General features: G+C 57.0%; 17 protein-coding genes and 1 pseudogene. 9 read left to right on the top strand and 9 right to left on the bottom strand.

Annotated elements, in window-relative coordinates; genetic code table 11:
* Positions 1-22 precede the first annotated feature (22 nt).
* The 6 genes from solA to mdtH all read right to left on the bottom strand — a co-directional run bounded on the left by solA (position 23) and on the right by mdtH (position 5278).
* On the bottom strand, positions 23-1141 hold the full coding sequence (gene solA, locus CWM52_RS16845) for an N-methyl-L-tryptophan oxidase (RefSeq protein ID WP_100685147.1): 1119 nt from the start codon (positions 1139-1141) through the stop codon (positions 23-25).
* Positions 1142-1266: 125 nt separating this feature from the next.
* Positions 1267-1521, bottom strand: a complete 255-nt coding sequence (bssS, locus tag CWM52_RS16840; RefSeq protein WP_100685146.1) for a biofilm formation regulator BssS — start codon at positions 1519-1521, stop codon at positions 1267-1269.
* Positions 1522-1902: 381 nt separating this feature from the next.
* Positions 1903-2154: a DNA damage-inducible protein I gene (gene dinI, locus CWM52_RS16835; protein ID WP_100685145.1), complete on the bottom strand. Its 252-nt coding sequence runs from the start codon at positions 2152-2154 to the stop codon at positions 1903-1905.
* Positions 2155-2226: 72 nt separating this feature from the next.
* On the bottom strand, positions 2227-3273 hold the full coding sequence (pyrC, locus tag CWM52_RS16830) for a dihydroorotase (protein WP_100685144.1): 1047 nt from the start codon (positions 3271-3273) through the stop codon (positions 2227-2229).
* A gap of 122 nt (positions 3274-3395) precedes the next feature.
* Positions 3396-3956: a lipoprotein gene (locus CWM52_RS16825; RefSeq protein ID WP_100685143.1), complete on the bottom strand. Its 561-nt coding sequence runs from the start codon at positions 3954-3956 to the stop codon at positions 3396-3398.
* Between the two features lie 113 nt (positions 3957-4069).
* The gene (gene mdtH / locus CWM52_RS16820; protein ID WP_100685142.1) at positions 4070-5278 is read right to left on the bottom strand and encodes a multidrug efflux MFS transporter MdtH; all 1209 of its coding nucleotides are present in this window, start codon (positions 5276-5278) and stop codon (positions 4070-4072) included.
* Between the two features lie 229 nt (positions 5279-5507).
* Between mdtH and rimJ the strand changes: the two genes are divergently transcribed.
* The 4 genes from rimJ (at position 5508) to murJ (ending at position 9323) form a co-directional block, all read left to right on the top strand.
* Positions 5508-6092, top strand: a complete 585-nt coding sequence (gene rimJ / locus CWM52_RS16815; RefSeq protein WP_100685141.1) for a ribosomal protein S5-alanine N-acetyltransferase — start codon at positions 5508-5510, stop codon at positions 6090-6092.
* Between the two features lie 9 nt (positions 6093-6101).
* On the top strand, positions 6102-6749 hold the full coding sequence (locus CWM52_RS16810; RefSeq protein ID WP_100685140.1) for a YceH family protein: 648 nt from the start codon (positions 6102-6104) through the stop codon (positions 6747-6749).
* A gap of 2 nt (positions 6750-6751) precedes the next feature.
* A complete protein-coding gene (locus CWM52_RS16805) occupies positions 6752-7675 on the top strand; it encodes a Gfo/Idh/MocA family protein (RefSeq protein ID WP_100685139.1) in 924 nt (307 codons plus the stop codon).
* Positions 7676-7787: 112 nt separating this feature from the next.
* On the top strand, positions 7788-9323 hold the full coding sequence (gene murJ / locus CWM52_RS16800; protein ID WP_100685138.1) for a murein biosynthesis integral membrane protein MurJ: 1536 nt from the start codon (positions 7788-7790) through the stop codon (positions 9321-9323).
* Between the two features lie 52 nt (positions 9324-9375).
* Here the strand turns inward: murJ and CWM52_RS16795 are convergent, their stop codons facing one another.
* Entirely contained in the window at positions 9376-10590 is a 1215-nt protein-coding gene (locus CWM52_RS16795; protein WP_100685137.1) for an MFS transporter, read from the bottom strand.
* A gap of 16 nt (positions 10591-10606) precedes the next feature.
* Between CWM52_RS16795 and CWM52_RS16790 the strand changes: the two are divergent.
* Positions 10607-11635, top strand: a pseudogene (locus CWM52_RS16790) (LysR family transcriptional regulator).
* A 42-nt stretch (positions 11636-11677) separates the two neighbouring features.
* On the opposite strand, the gene rne reads toward CWM52_RS16790, so the two are convergent.
* Positions 11678-14869, bottom strand: a complete 3192-nt coding sequence (gene rne / locus CWM52_RS16785; RefSeq protein WP_100685136.1) for a ribonuclease E — start codon at positions 14867-14869, stop codon at positions 11678-11680.
* Positions 14870-15697: 828 nt separating this feature from the next.
* Between rne and rluC the strand changes: the two genes are divergently transcribed.
* A complete protein-coding gene (rluC, locus tag CWM52_RS16775) occupies positions 15698-16651 on the top strand; it encodes a 23S rRNA pseudouridine(955/2504/2580) synthase RluC (protein ID WP_167686242.1) in 954 nt (317 codons plus the stop codon).
* Positions 16652-16787: 136 nt separating this feature from the next.
* On the opposite strand, the gene CWM52_RS16770 is transcribed toward rluC, so the two are convergent.
* Positions 16788-17372 carry a Maf family protein gene (locus CWM52_RS16770; protein ID WP_100685134.1) on the bottom strand — a complete coding sequence of 195 codons (585 nt, stop codon included), beginning with the start codon at positions 17370-17372 and terminating at the stop codon, positions 16788-16790.
* Between the two features lie 141 nt (positions 17373-17513).
* On the opposite strand from CWM52_RS16770, the gene yceD reads away from it, so the two are divergent.
* From yceD to plsX, 3 genes are all read left to right on the top strand, one after another.
* Positions 17514-18035, top strand: a complete 522-nt coding sequence (yceD, locus tag CWM52_RS16765) for a 23S rRNA accumulation protein YceD (protein ID WP_032695736.1) — start codon at positions 17514-17516, stop codon at positions 18033-18035.
* 16 nt (positions 18036-18051) lie between these two features.
* Positions 18052-18225, top strand: a complete 174-nt coding sequence (gene rpmF / locus CWM52_RS16760) for a 50S ribosomal protein L32 (protein WP_000290724.1) — start codon at positions 18052-18054, stop codon at positions 18223-18225.
* 200 nt (positions 18226-18425) lie between these two features.
* Complete coding sequence (gene plsX, locus CWM52_RS16750) at positions 18426-19523, top strand: phosphate acyltransferase PlsX (RefSeq protein WP_100685132.1); 1098 nt, start codon at positions 18426-18428, stop codon at positions 19521-19523.
* Positions 19524-19564: the final 41 nt, after the last annotated feature.

Here is a 19564-nt window from a genome sequence, read left to right as displayed (position 1 = left end):
CAAGACCGCGCCCGGCGGCAGGTTATCGCTGAAAGCGCGCCAGCGAGAAGGGGCTCAGGTCGAAGGCGGGCATTTCCCCCAGGGCAAACTGCGTGGCAATCTCCCCCAGTACCGGGGCGAATTTGAAACCATGGCCGCTTAATCCGCTAATCAGCAGCGTCTCAGGATGGCCGGGAAGGGTGTCGATAATAAAGTCTTCATCCGCCGTATTATCGTAGGTACAGGAGGCGCCATGCAGACAGCCGCCGATACCGGGCAGCACGTTACGCAGGAAGCTGAACGACTCAGAGCCGTCGGTGGCCACCGCGCCAAATGGCGTACGTTCTTCTGGCGTGGAGATAAGCTGCCCGCCGTTGTGCTTGCCGATCTTCAGCTCATTGTCTTGCGCCGGAAAACCATAGAACTGATCGCCGTTGGGCAGCTCACCGGTAAATGCCGGGAAGTTGTTTTTGCTGCTGTAGCGGCCATCAGCCTGGAACCAGGCAAAGATTTTGCGCACCGGCTGGACCGGCAGGTCGGGCAGCAGACGCGTGACCCACGTCCCGGCACTGACCAGCAGTTTCTTGCCGCTGTAGCTGCCGTCGGCGGTGTCGATGGTCACGCCATCCGGGTGATGATGTATGGCGGTAACCGGGCAATTAAACAGCTGAGCGCAGCCCGCTTCACGTGCGAGACGTATCCAGGTTTCGATGGCCAGCTCGCTACGTAACACCCCTGATGCCGGTTCGAATATTCCCCGGTAATCTTCCGGGACGCGAATCTCAGGCCAGCGGGCCATGATAGCCGGAGCATCCATCTCTTCGACGTTCAGCTGAAACTCCCGGGCGCTGTTGGCAACGTTGCTGAGAAACGCCGAGTTTGCCGGGCCGAGGTTAATCACCCCGGTGCGTTCGAAGATGGCCTCGCCGCTGAGAGTAGCAAGCTCATCCCACAGCGCCTGCGCACGCAGCACCAGCGGGACATATCTCTCTCCTTCACCGTAGGCATGGCGGATAAGGCGCGTATTACCGTGATGGCTGCCTTCCTGATGCGGAGGGGTATGCGCGTCGGTCATCAACACGTTAAGTCCAGCCCGGCGGGCATAATAGCCAGCAGCGGCGCCAGTGGAGCCGCTGCCGATAATGATGAGGTCGTATTGCATGGTCTGTTCCGGTTTTTTGCTTTATTAGCAGGGTAATTAACAACCTGCACATATACAAGCCCGAAAATAAATCAGGCACCCGCAGGTGCCTGTTGAGTTGGCGTATATCGATCGCGGCATTATTATTAATGCCTGCGGTACTCGTTTACCTGGTATTCACCTGATTCTATCTTCGCAATACCTGCTTCCAGGATAGAAATAAATTGACGTGCGACTTCCGTCGTTAGCCATAGCGTCTGGCCAATTTCAGCTTCGTTACTGCTTTCATGAGTGGGGTTTTGGTAGTGCAGGCGCAACATCATGGCATCGTAGCTATCAACGGTGCTGATGTCCCATCCGACGAGGGGATGGGTCTGGATGACTTCATTATTCTTTTCCATCATAACCCCTTATTCATATGTTAAAAGACAACAATTCTCGAGGTTTAATGCATATTTTTTGAAGCAAGTTAATTATATCAGGTGTTAAGAATAAACTCGAGAAATTAAATCAAACGGGGCGAGGTCACCTCTTTTTGGTGATTTTTTGTACAGAGTGAAAGCCGCGAAACGTTATTTTTTAAGCAAATGAACGGGAAAAAAGAAAAATCTGAGGCTGAAACGGGGATAAAAAAAGCCGGGGCGACCCGGCAAAAAAAGCACAATGAGGGAGCAAATAAAATTTGCTGTCCCTGACGCTATGTCCCGGCGGCGGCTTCAGAGGGGCCTGCTCAGTTTGCTCAGAGCCTACGCCATTCTGCAGCGGCATACCGCCAGAGAGGGTCAGGATACGTCATGGACAAACCAGTCATCAGCGCTTTCCCAGGTTTCTTGCAGGATTTCGCTTATCCGGTCTTTATCTTCTTTCAGGCCGCCAATGACCGACAAATTGTTATTGGCGGCAAAACGTACGGTTACCTGGCTTGAATGAGCCGGGAACTGCTGTTCAATGCGTCGGGAGAGTTCATTGTTTAGCGCTTCTAAGGCGCCGTTGGGTAAGGCTGTGGATTTGGCGATAGACACTTCGATGCGCATGATTGCCCCCTGTGTAATATACTGTTTATTTATACAGTATTCGGTTTGCATTTACAACAAGGGGCAACGCTTTTATTTTTTCATCGTCCAGCGCAGGGTTTCACCGGCAAGGAAAGGCACCAGGCTATCGTCCGGCAGGGCGATGCTTTCAACGACGGCGCTCTCTTCGCGCACCAGCTCAACAAAGGTCTCATTCACCGGCAGGCCGTAGAAACGCGGACCGTTCAGTGAACAAAACGCTTCGAAGTGCTGCAGGGCATTCATCTCTTCAAACACCGTTGCATAGCTGCCCAGCGCGGTCGGCGCGTTAAAGCAGCCGGCGCATCCGCAGCTGGCTTCTTTACGATGGCGGGCGTGCGGGGCGGAGTCGGTTCCCAGAAACGCGCGGGTAAAACCGCTGGCAACCAGTTCACGCAGCGCCTGCTGGTGAATATTGCGTTTCAGAATCGGCAGACAGTAAAGATGGGGGCGCACGCCGCCAACCAGCATGTGGTTACGGTTAAACATCAGGTGCTGAGGCGTAATGGTTGCGGCCAGCAGTTCGTTGCCGTCGCGGACGTATTCGGCGGCATCTTTGGTGGTGATATGTTCAAACACCACCTTCAGGCCCGGTAAACGCTGACGCAGCGGCTCCATTACCGTTTCGATAAAGCGCGCTTCGCGATCGAAGATATCGATCTCGGCGTGAGTGACTTCACCGTGAACCAGCAGCGGCATACCCAGTTTTTCCATGCGCTCCAGTACCGGCATAATGGCATCGATGCTGGTGACGCCGTGGCTGGAGTTGGTGGTGGCATTGGCCGGGTAGAGTTTGGCCGCCGTGAATACGCCAGCGTGGAATCCACGCTCCAGCTCTGCCGGGTCGAGCGTATCGGTCAGGTAGCAGGTCATCAACGGCGTAAAGTCGTGCCCGGCGGGAACGGCGTCAAGGATTCGCTGGCGATAGGCTATCGCCGCTTCAACGGTGGTGACAGGCGGCACCAGATTCGGCATCACGATCGCCCGGCCATAAAACTCACTGGTGTAAGGCACGACGGTCTTCAGCATATCGTCATCGCGCAGATGGATATGCCAGTCGTCAGGGCGGCGGATTTTCAATACCTGGGGTTGTGCTGTCATGGAAAGCTCCGGCTAATAGGGTCAGTCATCAGGGCTGTTTTTGCCGGGCACTAAGGATAAGCGTAAACGTTTTCCTTTGCATCAATTTCCGTAAAAAAACGGGCGCCGCAGCGCCCGTCGTATTAATCGGTGAACGGGATGATAATTTCGCCCGGTTTCACCTCGATGCCTTTCGCGTATTTTTTCGCCAGCGCTTCGCCGGTGCTGGCATCTTCGCGCAGAACATAGGCCGGCTGTTGGTTAAAATAGCTGCGCAGAGACTGGTTCAGGTAGGGAATCAGCGTTTGCACGACGGACTGCAGCTTCTCAGGCGACACTTTCGCATCAACCACTTCCATCTCCTGCAGGAAGATCGCGCCTTTGTCTTTATTAAAGACCGGCAGCGCCTTGAGCTTCAGATCGATGGTGGCTTTCTGATTGCCGAACAACGAGTTCAGATCCAGGTTGGCAATGCCGCTCAGCGTCACTTTGTTCGGCTCTTCACGGCCAATCGCGCTGGTCAGATCGCGTAATTCAATATGCGCATCCGCCACGCCCGGCAGGCCGATATCTTTGGCGAAATGGTTACGTTTCTGCAGCGCCTGGTTAATTTCCTGCTCGCTGACTGAATACTGCGTGAGCTGGTTACAGCCGCTCAGAAGGCCGCTGACAAGCAGCACGGCCACGATAAACATCTTTTTCATTGGATTCCTTAACGGTCATACCAGGGCTTATCCTGACATAAAGCAGCATGGCCTGCCAGCATTCGGCGCACTAGCGGAAAATGCTGAAAACAGGCCTTACGTTGCGGGTCGGGTCAGGTACGTGGTTCCAGCATGCCGGATGTCGAGCGCTTCTGGCTGAACTGCCACCACAGGGCAATGAAGGTAAACAGACCGATAATACCCAGCATCAGCCACGGCAGTTCGGGCTGATTCAGCGCTTTACCCGCATCGAACAACCATCCGCCGCCAGCGTAGCCAAACGCGCCGCCAAAGGCCAGCCCCAGTCGGCTAAAGCCCATATAGCTGCCGCGCGCCCGGGCGTCGGCTAAAGAGGCACCCAGCGTTTCCCGCGCCGGTTCGGCGGTGATCGAGCCCATATAGAAGAGACAAATCAGGGTAAACAGCTGCTGTAAATTGCTGGTCAAGCCAATGGGCAACATGGCGACGGTCATCACCAGTAACCCGGCCATCAGCCGATGTTCCAGGCGAAAGCGCTGTTCGCTCCAGCGGGCGATGGGGTAGAGCAGGGTCAACGAGATAGTGGCTTCAATGGCGTACATCCATTTCACCGCGGTCGGTGAACCGGCGATGTCGTTGACCATAATCGGCAGCATCAGCATCACCTGGACGGCCAGCATGTAGTAGCCGGTGAGCGTCAGGACGTAGGTGACAAAGCGCTTATCGCGCAGCACCCGGCCCAGACCTTCCCGAACCGGGGTTTTCACGGTAGAGAGCTTCCACGCCGGGAGATACCAGGCGTTGAACGCGGCGCAGGCGACAAACAACGCCGCGCCCACGCTGCAGACAAGACGGAAGTCATATTGCAGCAGCCAGCTGCCGAGCAGGGCGCCGATCACCGCCCCGGCGCTGTCCTGCATCATCAGAATCGAAAAGAACCGCCCGCGCTGATGCGGATGCACCAGTTTGACGACCAGCGCGGCGCGCGGCGGATCGAACAGCGTGCCGCCGAGACCGGAGAGAATGCAGGAGAGCCACAGAACCCACGGCTCATGGGCCACGGCCATTGCCGCGAAACCGCCCGCGCGCATGAGCATGCCGGTGACGATCATTGGTTTGGCGCCAAAGCGATCGGCGACCGCACCGCCAAAAATGCCTAATCCTTGCTGTACCAGCTGACGCAGGCCGAGCGCAATCCCGACCATCAGCGCCGCCCAGCCCATCTGGTCAACAAAGCGAATAGAAATCAACGGAAAGACGACAAAAAAGCCCAGCACCACCAGCATGTTGTCGACCAACAGGAAATATTTACCCAGGCTCCTTGCCTGCGATACGCGGGACATTTCCCCTCCAGGGAAAATAAACAGTTACCGGGATAGTGTGCGGGGAATATGCTGACTTTCCCAGCATCCTTGCGACAATATTTTTTTATCAAAATGCAAGATCGATAGAGTCTATTCATCGAAAAAGGGAGCTGGTGCAGAAAATGGTATGTTGCTGTTTTCACACAAGCGTTCAGGACAGGTATAGTGAAGAGAGCAGGGTAATCAGTCAGGGGAACAGGAGAGGGGAATGTTTGGCTATCGCAGTAACGTACCTAAGGTGCGTTTGACGACGGACAGGCTGGTGGTGCGGCTGGTATACGATCGTGACGCCTGGCGTCTGGCCGATTATTACGCGGAGAATAAAGGGTTCTTAAAACCCTGGGAGCCGGTGCGCGACGACAGCCACTGCTACCCCTCTGGCTGGCAGGCGCGTTTATCGATGATTTCCGAGTTTCATAAACAGGGATCGGCATTCTATTTTGCGCTGCTCGATCCGCAAGAGAAAGAAATTATCGGCGTGGCAAATTTTTCCAATGTGGTACGCGGGTCGTTTCATGCCTGCTACCTCGGTTATTCCATTGGCGAGAAGTGGCAAGGCCAGGGGCTGATGTTTGAAGCCCTGACCGCGGCGATTCGCTATATGCAGCGCACGCAGCATATCCATCGCATCATGGCCAACTACATGCCGCATAATCAACGTAGCGGCGATTTACTGGCTCGTCTTGGCTTTGAAAAAGAGGGGTACGCCAAAAATTACCTGCTGATTGACGGGCAGTGGCGTGACCACGTACTGACGGCGTTGACGACCCCGGACTGGACTCCGGGTCGCTGAGGAGAAAGCATGAAATATCAGTTAACCGCGCACGAAGCGCGCGTCATCGGTTGTTTGCTGGAAAAACAGGTCACCACGCCTGAGCAGTATCCGCTGTCGGTCAATGCGGTGGTGACCGCCTGCAATCAGAAAACCAACCGCGAGCCGGTGATGTCGCTGAGCGAAAGTGATATTCAGGATCTGCTGGATGCCCTGGTCAAACGCCATTACCTGCGTACCGTCAGCGGTTTCGGCAACCGGGTGACCAAATATGAGCAGCGGTTTTGTAATTCTGAATTTGGCGATCTGAAACTGTCTCCGGCGGAAGTGGCGGTTGTGACAACGCTGCTGCTGCGCGGCGCGCAGACGCCGGGCGAGTTGCGCAGCCGCGCGCAGCGAATGCATGACTTTAGCGATATGGCGGAAGTGGAGAGCGTGCTGGAAACGCTGGCCACCCGGGATGACGGGCCTTTCGTCGCTCGTCTGCCGCGCGAGCCGGGAAAACGAGAATCCCGCTATATGCATCTGTTTTGCGATGATATGGACTCGCTTATTACCGCCGTTGAAGCCGTCTCGCCGCCGACCGATGATCTCCTCGCGCGGGTTGAGACGCTGGAAGGGGAAGTCGCGGAACTGAAAGAGCGACTGGCCTCGCTGCTGGCTCACCTGGGAGACTAATCGTGACCGCAAAATTACGCATTGGCGTGGTGGGGTTAGGGGGCATCGCGCAGAAGGCCTGGCTGCCGGTGCTGGGTGCCGCAGACGACTGGACGCTGCAGGCGGCCTGGTCGCCGGGTAAAGAGAAAGCGCTACGTATCTGCGATGCCTGGCGCATTCCTTATGCCGACTCGCTGGAGCAACTGGCGGCGCAGTGCGATGCGGTCTTTGTGCATACGTCAACGGCGTCGCATTTTGAGGTCGTCAGCCGCCTGCTGAATGCCGGGGTGCATGTGTGCGTGGATAAACCGCTGGCCGATAAGCTGAATGAGGCCGAGTCGCTGGTCGAACTGGCGGCGCGCCGCAAGCTCACGCTGATGGTCGGTTTTAACCGTCGCTTTGCGCCGCTGTACCGTGAACTCAAAACGCAGATGGGCAGCGCCGCATCGCTGCGTATGGATAAGCATCGCAGCGACAGCGTTGGCCACGATCTGCGTTTTACGCTCCTGGATGATTATCTGCATGTGGTGGATACCGCGCTGTGGCTGGCGGGCGGTACCGCGCGCCTGAGCGGCGGCTCGCTGCAAACCACGGCCCACGGCGAAATGCTCTATGCTGAACACCACTTCAGCACGCCTCAACTGGAGGTCACCACCAGCATGCACCGTCGCGCCGGCAGCCAGCGGGAGTGGGTGCAGGCCGTGACCGACGGCGCACTGTACGGCGTCTGTGATATGCGCGAATGGCAGGAGGAGCGCGGTCAGGGGCTGATGATGCGCCCGGTTCCGGGCTGGCAAACCACGCTGGAGCAGCGAGGTTTTGTCGGCTGCGCGCGTCACTTTATCGAATGCGTGCAAAATCAGACGGTTCCGGAAACCGCCGGTGAGCAGGCGCTGCTGGCCCAACGGGTGGTCGAAAAACTCTGGCGCGAGGCAATGAGTGAATAATTGGTTGTAACATCTGGGAGTAGTAATTCATGACGAACCCGGTAGACTATCGCCACTTTCCAGCGCCCGCAATCGCGGGCGTTGTACTTCAGGGTTGTGGAATAAGACGTTAATGAACCTTTTAAAATCACTGGCAGCAGTCAGTTCGATGACCATGTTTTCACGCGTTCTCGGATTTGCGCGTGATGCTATTGTCGCGCGAATTTTTGGCGCAGGGATGGCGACGGATGCCTTTTTCGTCGCGTTTAAATTACCGAATTTACTGCGCCGTATCTTCGCTGAAGGGGCGTTCTCTCAGGCATTTGTTCCCATTCTTGCCGAATATAAAAGCAAGCAGGGCGAAGAGGCGACCCGCGTGTTTGTGGCCTATGTTTCTGGCCTGCTGACGCTGGTTCTGGCGGTCGTTACCCTTCTTGGCATGCTGGCGGCGCCCTGGGTGATTACCGTGACCGCGCCCGGTTTTGCCGACAGCGCGGATAAATTTACCCTGACCACCCAGCTGTTGCGCATCACCTTTCCTTATATTCTGTTGATTTCACTGGCGTCGTTAGCCGGGGCGATCCTTAACACCTGGAACCGTTTTTCCGTTCCCGCCTTCGCTCCGACGTTCCTCAACGTCAGTATGATTGGCTTTGCCCTGTTTGCCGCGCCCTATTTTCACCCGCCTATGCTGGCGATGGCGTGGGCGGTGACCGTCGGCGGGGTGCTGCAGCTGGCCTATCAACTGCCGCATCTGAAAAAAATTGGCATGCTGGTTCTGCCGCGCATTAACCTGAAAGATGCCGGCGCAATGCGGGTGGTCAAGCAGATGGGGCCGGCGATCCTCGGCGTCTCCGTCAGTCAGATTTCATTGATTATCAACACTATCTTCGCCTCGTTCCTGGTGTCAGGTTCGGTGTCGTGGATGTATTACGCGGATCGTCTGATGGAGTTTCCGTCCGGGGTGCTTGGCGTGGCGCTGGGGACTATCCTGCTGCCCTCGCTGTCAAAAAGCTTTGCCAGCGGTAATCATGATGAGTACTGCCGCCTGATGGACTGGGGGCTGCGCCTGTGCTTTTTGCTGGCGTTGCCCAGCGCCGTGGCGCTGGGGATCCTGGCGAAGCCGCTCACCGTTGCGTTGTTCCAGTACGGGAAATTCAACGCTTTTGATGCCGCGATGACCCAACGCGCGCTGGTGGCTTACTCCGTCGGACTGATGGGGCTGATTGTCGTTAAGGTACTGGCGCCGGGCTTTTATTCGCGGCAGGACATTAAAACGCCGGTAAAAATCGCGATCGTTACGCTGATTATGACCCAGGTGATGAACCTGATCTTTATTGGCCCGCTGAAGCATGCCGGGCTGTCGCTGTCTATCGGTCTGGCGGCCTGTCTTAACGCCGGTCTGTTGTACTGGCAGCTGCGCAAACAAAAAATCTTTACTCCGCAGCCGGGATGGTTCTCCTTCCTGCTGCGCCTGGTGGTTGCGGTGCTGGTGATGTCGGCGGCGCTGTTGGGCATGATGTATCTCATGCCGGAGTGGTCGCAGGGTGCTATGCCGTTCCGTCTGCTGCGCCTGATGGCGGTCGTGGCGGTGGGCGTGGTGGCGTATTTTGCCACCTTAATGGCGCTGGGCTTCCGGGTAAAAGAGTTTGCCCGACGTACGGCCTGACGCCAGACGCCGGATTGTAAGAGACCCGTTCCGCATGGCGGAGCGGGTTTTTTTAGCGGACTGGGCGCGCTACGGATGCCAGACGGGCGCTTTCCCGCAGACGAATCGCCAGCGCGATGGCGCCGGTCACCACGGCCAGAATAACGACGCCGTTCCAGCCGGCAACGACGTACAGCCGACTGCCGAGGACCGAGCCGAGCGCCATACCAATGAACACGCCGGTGAACAGCAGGGCGTTCAGGCGGCCGCGGGCCTGCGGCTCGAGGCTGTAAACCAGATTCTGGTGGGCGACCAGGCTGGACTGCAGACCGAGATCGAAGCCGATGGCCGCAAGACCAATCAACAGCAGCTGACCATGTGGCGGCAGTACCGGCATCAGGAACATCAGAGCAAATGAGAGGGTAACCAGCCCCGCGCCCAGCTGAGTGACCCTTCCGGCGCCATATTTATCGGCCAGTCCGCCCGCCAGGGGCGCGGCAAGGGCCCCGGCTGCACCGGCGATGCCGAATCCCCCGGCCACGGCGCTGCCCATCTGATAATGAGCGAGCAGCATCACCGCCAGCGTTGACCAGAAGGCGCTGAAAGCGATGGATAAAAAGCCCTGGGCCACTGCCGCGCGTCGTAACGCAGGATAGCGTTGCCACAGGTGCGCCATGGATTTCATCAGCTGCGGATAGCTTAACGTGGAGTGAATCGCAAAGCGGGGCAGAATACGCCACATCAGCAGACCGATGAGGGCGATACTGACGGCCGCCGCCTGATACATCACCCGCCAACCGAACAGCGCACCGACCAGTCCGCTGACGGTCCGCGAGAGCAGAATTCCCAGCAGCAGGCCGGTCATCACCGTCCCGACCATTTTCCCCTGTTTCCCCGCCGGGGCCAGAATCGCCGCCGCCGGAACAATATCCTGCGCCATCGTCGCGGCCATCCCGATCAATAAGCTGACCACCAGCAGTGACGTGAGCTGGCCCGTCAGGCTACACAGCAGCAGCAGGACCGCCAGCGCCGCGCTTTTCAGCAGAATCAGCGTTCGTCGGTCGTGGCGATCGCCGAGCGGCAGCAGAAACAGAATGCCCAGCGCGTAGCCGGCCTGGGTCAGGGTCGGGACGAGGCCCATCCCTTCAACGCTCAGATGCAGATTGGCCCCCATCAGCGGGAGCAGAGGCTGGGCGTAATAAATAGAAGCCACGCTAAAACCAGCGCCAAGAGCGAGTATAAAAATAATCCAGCCCGCTTCGCGGGAGGAGAGTGGAGTCGGGGTCATGATGAAGTCCTCGTAGATGAGATGGGGCTATTCTTCCCCGAATGCCGCTGGCGCGGTAGATAGCGTGGTGGTAAAACGGTTATACGCTTCACGTATAGAGAAAATGATAATGAAGAGACAGGAACGTATAGATCGCATTGAACTGATGCGGACTTTTATTCGCATCGTCGAGGCCGGTTCACTCTCTTCGGCGGCCCGGCAGCTGGATACCACCCAGGCGACGGTCAGCCGCCGTCTGCAGTCGCTGGAGAGCATGCTCGGTAGTTGACTGATTCTGCGTACAACGCATGCTATGAAGCTCACCGATGATGGCGAGCGCTGTTATCAGCACGCGCGTCAGGTGGTGGATGCCTGGCTGGCGCTGGAGGATGAGATGAGTATCGCGGACGATCGGCCGGTGGGGGTGCTGCGCGTGCGGGCGCCTCATGCTTTTGGTCAGCAGCAGCTGCTGGGTCCGCTGGTCAATTTTCTGCAACGCTATCCGCAGCTGGCGGTGGAGTGGATGCTCAATGACAAAACCGTCGATTTTCTCAGTGATAATATCGATTGCGCGATTCGGGTGGGCGCCGAAGTTGACCCGGCCACGGTATCGGTACAGCTGGCTGAAGTTCCGCGTAGCCTGGTGGTCGCCCCCGCGCTGTTGGCGCAATACCCGGCATTAGCGATACCTCAGGATCTGTCGCGGTTGCCGTGGGTGGCCATCAGCACCTTTTATCAACATGAAGTGGAGTTGCAGCATCAGGAGGATAGCCGGGAGCTGGCGTTTGGTATTGTGCCGTGTCTGAGTACCGATAGCGTGTATGTGGCCCGTAATACGGCGCTGGCGGGGCTGGGCGCGGCTATCGTGTCGAGCTGGGCGGTGGCCGAGGATATTGCCGCCGGTCGGCTGGTTGAGCCGTTTCCGCAGTGGCGGGCCTCTCCGCTGCCGGTCCACCTGGTCTATCCGTGGGCGCGTTATTATCCAACCCGACTGCGAAAGTTTCTCGATCTGATGCGCGAAGTGATGCCGCAGGTTGCCGGGATGCAGCGCCCGGAGGCGGAATAAAAAAAACCGGCCAGAGGCCGGTTTTTTTATGACGTGCTGCGTTTACTCGGCAGGTTGCGGACGGGTAGGTTCCGCCGTCGCCTGATGAGTCGCGCTGTGGCCGCCTGCAGCGCCTTTGCCGTCAAAGGCAAACGACGGGCGAACCCAGTCGCTGTGACGCGGCGCTTCTGGCTCGTAGGCTGGCGCCGGGGCACGCGTCATCGGGGCGGTCGCGTGACGGTGAGACACGATAACCGCTGCCGCTGGCGCGGCGGCCACCACCGGAGCAGGCGCTGATTCGACGACCGGCGCTGTTTCTACCACCGGAGCGGCTTCAACGACCGGCGTCGGCTCGATGGCCTGTGCGGCAGGAACTTCTTGCGCCACAACCGGTGCAGTCTCCTCAACAACGGCTTCAGCGGCAGCTTCCGGCTCGGCAGCAACCGGCGCAACGCTGGTTTCGGCCGTTACAACCGGGGTTTCTGCGGCGATAACGTCCTGCGCGGCGACCTCCGGCTGAACAGTCTGCGCGGCTTCAGCGACGGTCGCTTCGGCTACGACAGGTTGTTCGGCGGCAACAGGCGCTGCCTCGGCAACCGCCGGGGCGACGACTTCTGCGATGGCGGCTTCAGCGACAGCAACCGGCGCGACAGTTTCAGTCACGGACGCCTGAACCTGCTGTTCTTCCTGCTGCTGATCCTGGGCACGGACAACCGGGTAGCGAATCCACACTTTACCTGACGCCATTTCCGGGGATGCGCAGGCTACGGTCAGCGGCATCGGCGATTGGGTCGGGTAACGCTCATCGCGGTAACGACGACGGCGCTGACCGCTGACGCGCAGATGACGCGGCGAGCGACGAGAGCGACGCGGCATACCGTTGGCTTCGCGGGACTCGCTGTTGTCGTCATGGTCGCCATTATGTTCAACGACGGCAGGCAGATCGACTTTCGCCAGTTCCGTGCGCGAAGCGACGGCTTCCGGCTGGACCGCAGCCGCGGTTTCAACAACCTGAGCAGCCGTTTCAGCGACCGCAGATTCAATGCGAACCTTCTGGGATAACTGACGCGGTTTACGTCGGGACATCGTCTGAACGCGTTCTTCCTGTTCGGCTTCCTGCGGGACTACCGGCTCTTCGCGCGTTGGTGCTTTAGCTTCCTGCGGGGCCTGGCGCTTGTCGTCGTTACGACGACGATTACGCTCACGGCGCGGCTGCTGCTCATCGCGCGCTTTGCCTTTTTCTGCATCCTCGGTCACCGTCTGGCGAGATTCACGCGGCTCGACATTCTGCTGCTGCTTCTCGCGACGATTACGGCGGTTTTCCTCGCGGGATTCGCGAGGCTCACGGCCTTCCGTATTTTCAGCACGGTTGTCGCGGTTATCACGGTTATCACGACGATCGTTGCGATCGCGGCGATTGTTGGTCCGCGGTTTACGACGCTCTTGCTGACGTTCCGGTTTCTCTTCGGCTTTCTTCTCTACCTGAGGTTCTGCCGTTTTAGCTTCTTCTGCGCCGGAGAAGATGTTTTTCAGGGCGCCAAAGAAGCGTGAGAGCAGACCAGGCTGCGCCGGCGCGACAGCGGCTACCGCGGGTTTCGCGGCGGCAGGTGCGGCAACAGGAACGTCCTGCTCAGGCGCAGGCGGTACGTCCGGCATCACGAAGGTGGCCAGGGCCGGCTGCTCAGGGCGTTTACGTTCGGCAGGCTCTTCATCCGCAGGCAGCGCCATCTCTTCTTCGTGCAGTTTAGGCAGCAGATAGCTCAGGGTAGAGGTCTCTTCGCCTTTGCGCACGCGCAGCACGGAGTAGTGCGGGGTTTCCATCTGATCGTTCGGGACGATGATCACGCGAACGTCGCCCTGACGGGTTTCAATGGCGCTCACCGCGGCACGTTTTTCGTTCAGCAGGTAGGACGCAATCGGCACAGGCACGATGGCGTGAACTTCCTGGGTGTTCTCTTTCAGCGCTTCTTCTTCAATCAGACGCAGGATAGAGAGCGACAGGGATTCGTTATCACGCACGGTGCCGGTACCGCTACAGCGCGGGCAGACGTGATGGCTGGATTCACCCAGCGACGGGCTCAGGCGCTGACGCGACATTTCGAGCAGACCGAAGCGAGAGATGTGGCTGATCTGGATGCGCGCACGATCCTGGCGCACCGCTTCGCGCAGGCGGTTTTCGACCGCGCGCTGGTGGCGTACCGGCGTCATGTCGATGAAATCGATGACAATCAGGCCGCCGAGGTCACGCAGACGCAGCTGGCGGGCAATCTCATCGGCCGCTTCCAGGTTGGTGTTGAATGCCGTTTCTTCGATGTCGCCGCCGCGGGTGGCGCGAGCGGAGTTGATATCGATAGCGGTTAACGCTTCGGTGCTGTCGATAACGATAGACCCGCCGGAAGGCAGGCGCACTTCGCGCTGGAAGGCGGATTCAATCTGCGATTCGATTTGATAGTGGCTGAACAGCGGAATTTCACCGGTGTACAGTTTGATTTTGCTGCTGAAATCCGGGCGACCCAGTGCGGCGATGTGCTGGCGAGCCAGCTCAAGCACTTTTGGGTTATCGATCAGGATTTCGCCGATATCCTGGCGCAGATAATCACGGAAGGCGCGCACGATGACGTTGCTTTCCTGATGAATCAGGAACGGCGCCGGGCGGCTTTCAGCGGCTTTCTGGATGGCTTCCCAGTGTTTCAGACGGAAGCTCAGGTCCCACTGCAGCGCTTCGGCAGATTTGCCGACGCCGGCGGTGCGTACGATAAGCCCCATGCCGTCCGGCAGCTCAAGGCTGGCCAGCGCTTCTTTCAGTTCGGTACGATCGTCACCCTCGATGCGGCGTGAGATACCGCCCGCGCGCGGGTTATTCGGCATCAGTACCAGATAGCTACCCGCCAGGCTGATAAAGGTGGTGAGCGCGGCGCCTTTGTTGCCACGTTCTTCTTTATCAATCTGCACAATCACTTCCTGACCTTCACGCAGCACATCCTTAATATTCGGACGACCATGAGAATTGTAGTTGGCTGGGAAGTATTCGCGGGCGATTTCTTTGAGGGGGAGGAAACCATGACGCTCGGCGCCGTAATCAACAAACGCGGCTTCAAGGCTAGGTTCAATACGGGTAATTTTGCCTTTGTAGATGTTCGCTTTTTTCTGTTCGTGCCCGGGGCTTTCGATATCCAGGTCGTACAGGCGCTGCCCATCAACAAGGGCGACGCGCAACTCTTCCTGCTGAGTTGCGTTGATTAACATTCTTTTCATCGTAACTTACTCATTATTCTTACATTGACGACTAAGCTGCGGGCAGAGTATTGCCTTGCCGGGGGGAACCGATGGCCTCGTGTCTGTTTCACGTCGCCAACCTCACGGTTGTCGCGCGCTTAAGAGGCGCAGAGTGTCGGTCGCCTGTATTTCAAACGGAAACACAGCGCAATTAGCAGGGGAACAGCCTGGGATGTATCACCAGAGAAGATTCCATTTATACGCGTCATTTTTCAGATTGCTTCTGCGTCGGCTTGCTCGTTCACCCCTGTTACTGACTCACTGATGATGTCAGTTCCGGAGATTCTCTCTTTCGCCGCCTTGGCGCATCCTGAATAATTTTGCGTATATCTCGTCGTCTTTCACGTTACAGAGGTAGTGGCTTAACCTGCTCATCTCAATCAGCGGACTGAGTAGAGCACCCGGGAATACCCGGAGTCGACGCCTTCCTGCGACGTGAAATCCATAGAGGCCTGTACCGGTAAGGACTGCAACCCGCAGCCCGCTAACTGTCTGAAAGATCAATACGTCTTACGCCATTGCTGCGTGGATGATCGGTCAGACAAAATTGGTCATTCCGCTAATTTCTTGTTCTAACAAGATTCAACACGGAAAACGGCATCATTATTCCATTGCTAACCTTGTTATAGCAAGTTGACTTTTACCTTTTATCACCCGGTTACTCACAGTTTTTTCACCAGCGGATACAGATTGTTCTAATAACAAACAAAACGTCGATGAAGCGTTCAATGAAAACCGGATAATGATAAATATAAGCATATAAAAATGAGTGGCGCTAATGCGTCGGGCTATTTAGAATCGCGCACCATGAAAACTGAGACTCCAAGCGTAAAAATGGTTGCCATTACCGCCGATGAAGCGGGGCAACGCATCGATAACTTTTTGCGTACGCAGCTAAAGGGCGTACCGAAGAGCATGATTTATCGCATCCTGCGTAAAGGCGAGGTGCGGGTGAATAAAAAACGCGTCAAGCCGGAATACAAGCTGGAAGCCGGCGACGAAATCCGCATTCCGCCTGTACGGGTTGCCGAGCGTGAAGAAGAGGCCGTCTCCCCGCATCTGCAGAAGGTGTCGGCGCTGGCCGACGTGATTCTGTATGAAGATGACCATATTCTGGTGCTAAATAAACCGTCCGGTACTGCGGTGCACGGCGGCAGCGGCCTGAGTTTCGGCGTCATTGAAGGCCTGCGCGCGCTGCGTCCGGAAGCCCGTTTCCTCGAACTGGTCCACCGCCTTGACCGCGACACCTCCGGCGTACTGCTGGTGGCGAAGAAGCGTTCTGCGCTGCGTTCGCTGCATGAACAGCTACGCGAAAAGGGCATGCAGAAGGATTACCTGGCGCTGGTGCGCGGACAGTGGCAGTCGCACACCAAAGTGGTGCAGGCACCGCTGCTGAAAAACATTCTGCAGAGCGGCGAACGTATCGTGCGCGTCAGTCAGGAAGGAAAACCGTCGGAGACGCGCTTTAAGGTTGAAGAGCGCTATACGCATGCGACCCTGGTGCGCTGCAGCCCGGTTACCGGACGTACCCACCAGATCCGCGTTCATACGCAGTATGCGGGCCACCCGATTGCCTTTGACGACCGCTATGGCGACCGCGAGTTTGACAAACAGCTGGCCGGCACCGGCCTGAATCGGTTGTTCCTCCATGCCGCCGCGCTGAAATTTACTCATCCGGGGAGCGGGGAAGTGATGCGCGTAGAAGCGCCGCTTGATAACCAGTTGAAACGCTGTCTGCAGGTGCTGCGTAATAGCAAATGATCGTCGCGGCGGACGGTGAGTCCGCCGCTATTCCCGGTCGATAAAGGGGATAAAATGAGATTACCGGCTGAGACGAGAAAAGGCGATGGCAAAGAAGCAGGCCAGAACGGCGGTTCCGGCCCGGCAGAATAAACGGCTAGCGCAACAGCGGATTACAGCCTTCCCGGCGTAGCATCTGACACAGGGCGATCAGCGGCAGGCCGACCAGCGTATTCGGATCGCGTCCTTCCAGTCGTTCAAAGAGCGTAATCCCCAGTCCTTCACTTTTAAAACTCCCGGCGCAGTGCAGCGGACGCTCTTTGCGCACATAATTGTCGATTTCCTGGTCGCTTAAGTGGCGGAAATGGACATCAAAGGGCTCACATTCGGTCTGCAGATGGCCGTTGGCGGAATTATAAAGCGCCAGTCCGGTATAAAAGGTCACTATCGTGCCGCTGGCTTTTCTTAACTGCAGGCGCGCATTCTCTTCGCTATGCGGCTTGCCGGTAATTTCGCCATCGAGGACGCAGACCTGATCGGATCCGATAATTAAGTGCTGAGGGTAGCGGGCGGCGAGCGCCTGCGCTTTTGCCTGCGCCAGACGGACTACCAGCTGGCGGGCAGGTTCGCCTGGATGGGGAGTTTCATCGACATCAGGCGCTGCGCAGTCAAACGGCATGGCCAGTTTTTCCAACAACATCCGCCGCCAGGGCGATGTCGATGCCAGAATAAGCTCAGACATATTTTTTCATCCACATATAGCGCTTCGAAGAGCATCATTTTAAACTATGGGCCGCAATGTGTGCGAATAAATGGCGAAAGGCAACCTGAGGCTGCCTTTTTCTTTGACTCTATGACATTACAAAGTTAATATGCGCGCCCTATGCAAAAGGTAAAATTACCCCTGACTCTTGATCCGGTCCGCACGGCTCAAAAACGCCTCGATTACGAAGGTATCTATGCCCGTGATCAGGTTGAACGTGTAGCCGATTCTGTAGTCAGCGTGGACAGCGATGTGGAATGCAGCATGTCGTTCGCTATTGATAATCAGCGCCTTGCCGTTATTACCGGCGATGCAAAGGTATCAGTAACCCTCGAATGTCAGCGTTGCGGGAAACCGTTCCCCCATCATGTCCACACCACGTATTGTTTTAGCCCCGTCAGAAATGACGAACAGGCCGAAGCACTACCGGAAGCGTATGAGCCGATTGAGGTTAACGAATTCGGTGAAATCGACCTGCAAGCGATGGTTGAGGATGAAATCATTCTCTCCTTGCCTGTAGTTCCGGTGCATGATTCTGAACACTGTGAAGTGTCCGACGCGGACATGGTCTTTGGTGAACTGCCTGAAGAGGCACAAAAACCAAATCCATTTGCCGTATTAGCCAGCTTAAAGCATAAGTAATTGAGGAGTAAGGTCCATGGCCGTACAACAGAATAAACCAACCCGTTCCAAACGTGGCATGCGTCGTTCCCATGACGCTCTGACCGCAGTCACCAGCCTGTCTGTAGACAAAACTTCTGGTGAGAAACACCTGCGTCACCACATCACTGCCGACGGTTTCTACCGCGGTCGCAAGGTTATCGCTAAGTAATCACGCACGACTCCATGGATTTCGCGCGGCAAGAGGCGTGAGCGAAAGCATCGCGGTAGCATAGACAACTATGTGACCGGGATGAACGAGCGCAGTCAACATACTTGCAGCGTGAAAGACAAAGAGTATAAGCGTGATGAAGCTTAGCGAGGATTTCCCCAGGTGACTGGGGAATAACCGAACCGGGCAGCGACGATATCTTGACACGTCTAACCCTGGCGTTAGATGTCATGGGGGGCGATTTTGGCCCATCCGTGACAGTGCCTGCAGCACTGCAGGCACTGAACTCTAATTCGCAACTCACACTTCTTTTAGTCGGCGACCCCGACACCATCACGCCATTACTTGCCAAAGCTGATTTCGAACAACGTTCGCGCCTGCAGGTGATCCCTGCGCAGTCAGTTATTGCTAGTGATGCGCGGCCCGCACAGGCGATGCGCAATAGTCGCGGAAGCTCAATGCGCGTGGCGCTGGAGTTAGTAAAAGAAGGGCGGGCGCAAGCCTGCGTCAGCGCGGGGAATACCGGTGCGCTGATGGGACTGGCAAAATTATTGCTCAAACCGATTGAAGGGATTGAGCGTCCGGCGCTGGTGACGGTCTTACCGCATCAGCAAAAGGGCAAAACGGTGGTGCTTGATTTAGGTGCTAACGTGGATTGCGATAGTACGATGCTGGTGCAGTTTGCGGTCATGGGCGCGGTACTGGCCGAAGAAGTGGTCGGCATTGAGAATCCCCGCGTCGCGCTGTTGAACATCGGCGAAGAAGAGATGAAGGGCCTCAACAGTATCCGCGATGCCGCTGCGGTGCTGAAGACGCTGCCGTCGCTGAACTATATCGGCTATCTTGAAGCCAACGAATTATTGACGGGCAAAACCGATGTGTTGGTTTGTGATGGATTCACGGGCAACGTCACATTAAAAACTATGGAAGGTGTTGTCAGAATGTTCCTCTCGCTGCTGAAATCACAGGGTGAGGGCAAAAAACGGTCGTGGTGGCTGCTGTTATTGAAGCGTTGGTTACAAAAAAGCCTGGCAAGGCGATTCAGTCACCTCAACCCCGACCAGTATAATGGCGCCTGTCTGTTAGGATTGCGCGGTTCCGTGATTAAGAGTCATGGTGCTGCCAATCAGCGCGCCTTTAGCGTGGCGATAGAGCAGGCAGTGCAGGCAGTGCAGCGGCAAATTCCTCAGCGGATCGCCGCTCGCCTGGAATCTTTATACCCAGCAGGTTTCGAACTGCCCACCGGCGACAGAAACGGGAACTCCCGGCAGCAACGCGGGACGAACGAAGAAGGCTGACGACCGGCGGTTTGAACAAGGCGGGTATATTACCCAAGAGT

Source organism: Raoultella sp. T31 (genome assembly GCF_002806725.1).
GTDB classification, from domain to species: Bacteria; Pseudomonadota; Gammaproteobacteria; order Enterobacterales; family Enterobacteriaceae; genus Klebsiella; species Klebsiella electrica.
This window is presented reverse-complemented; position numbering and strand designations above follow the sequence as displayed.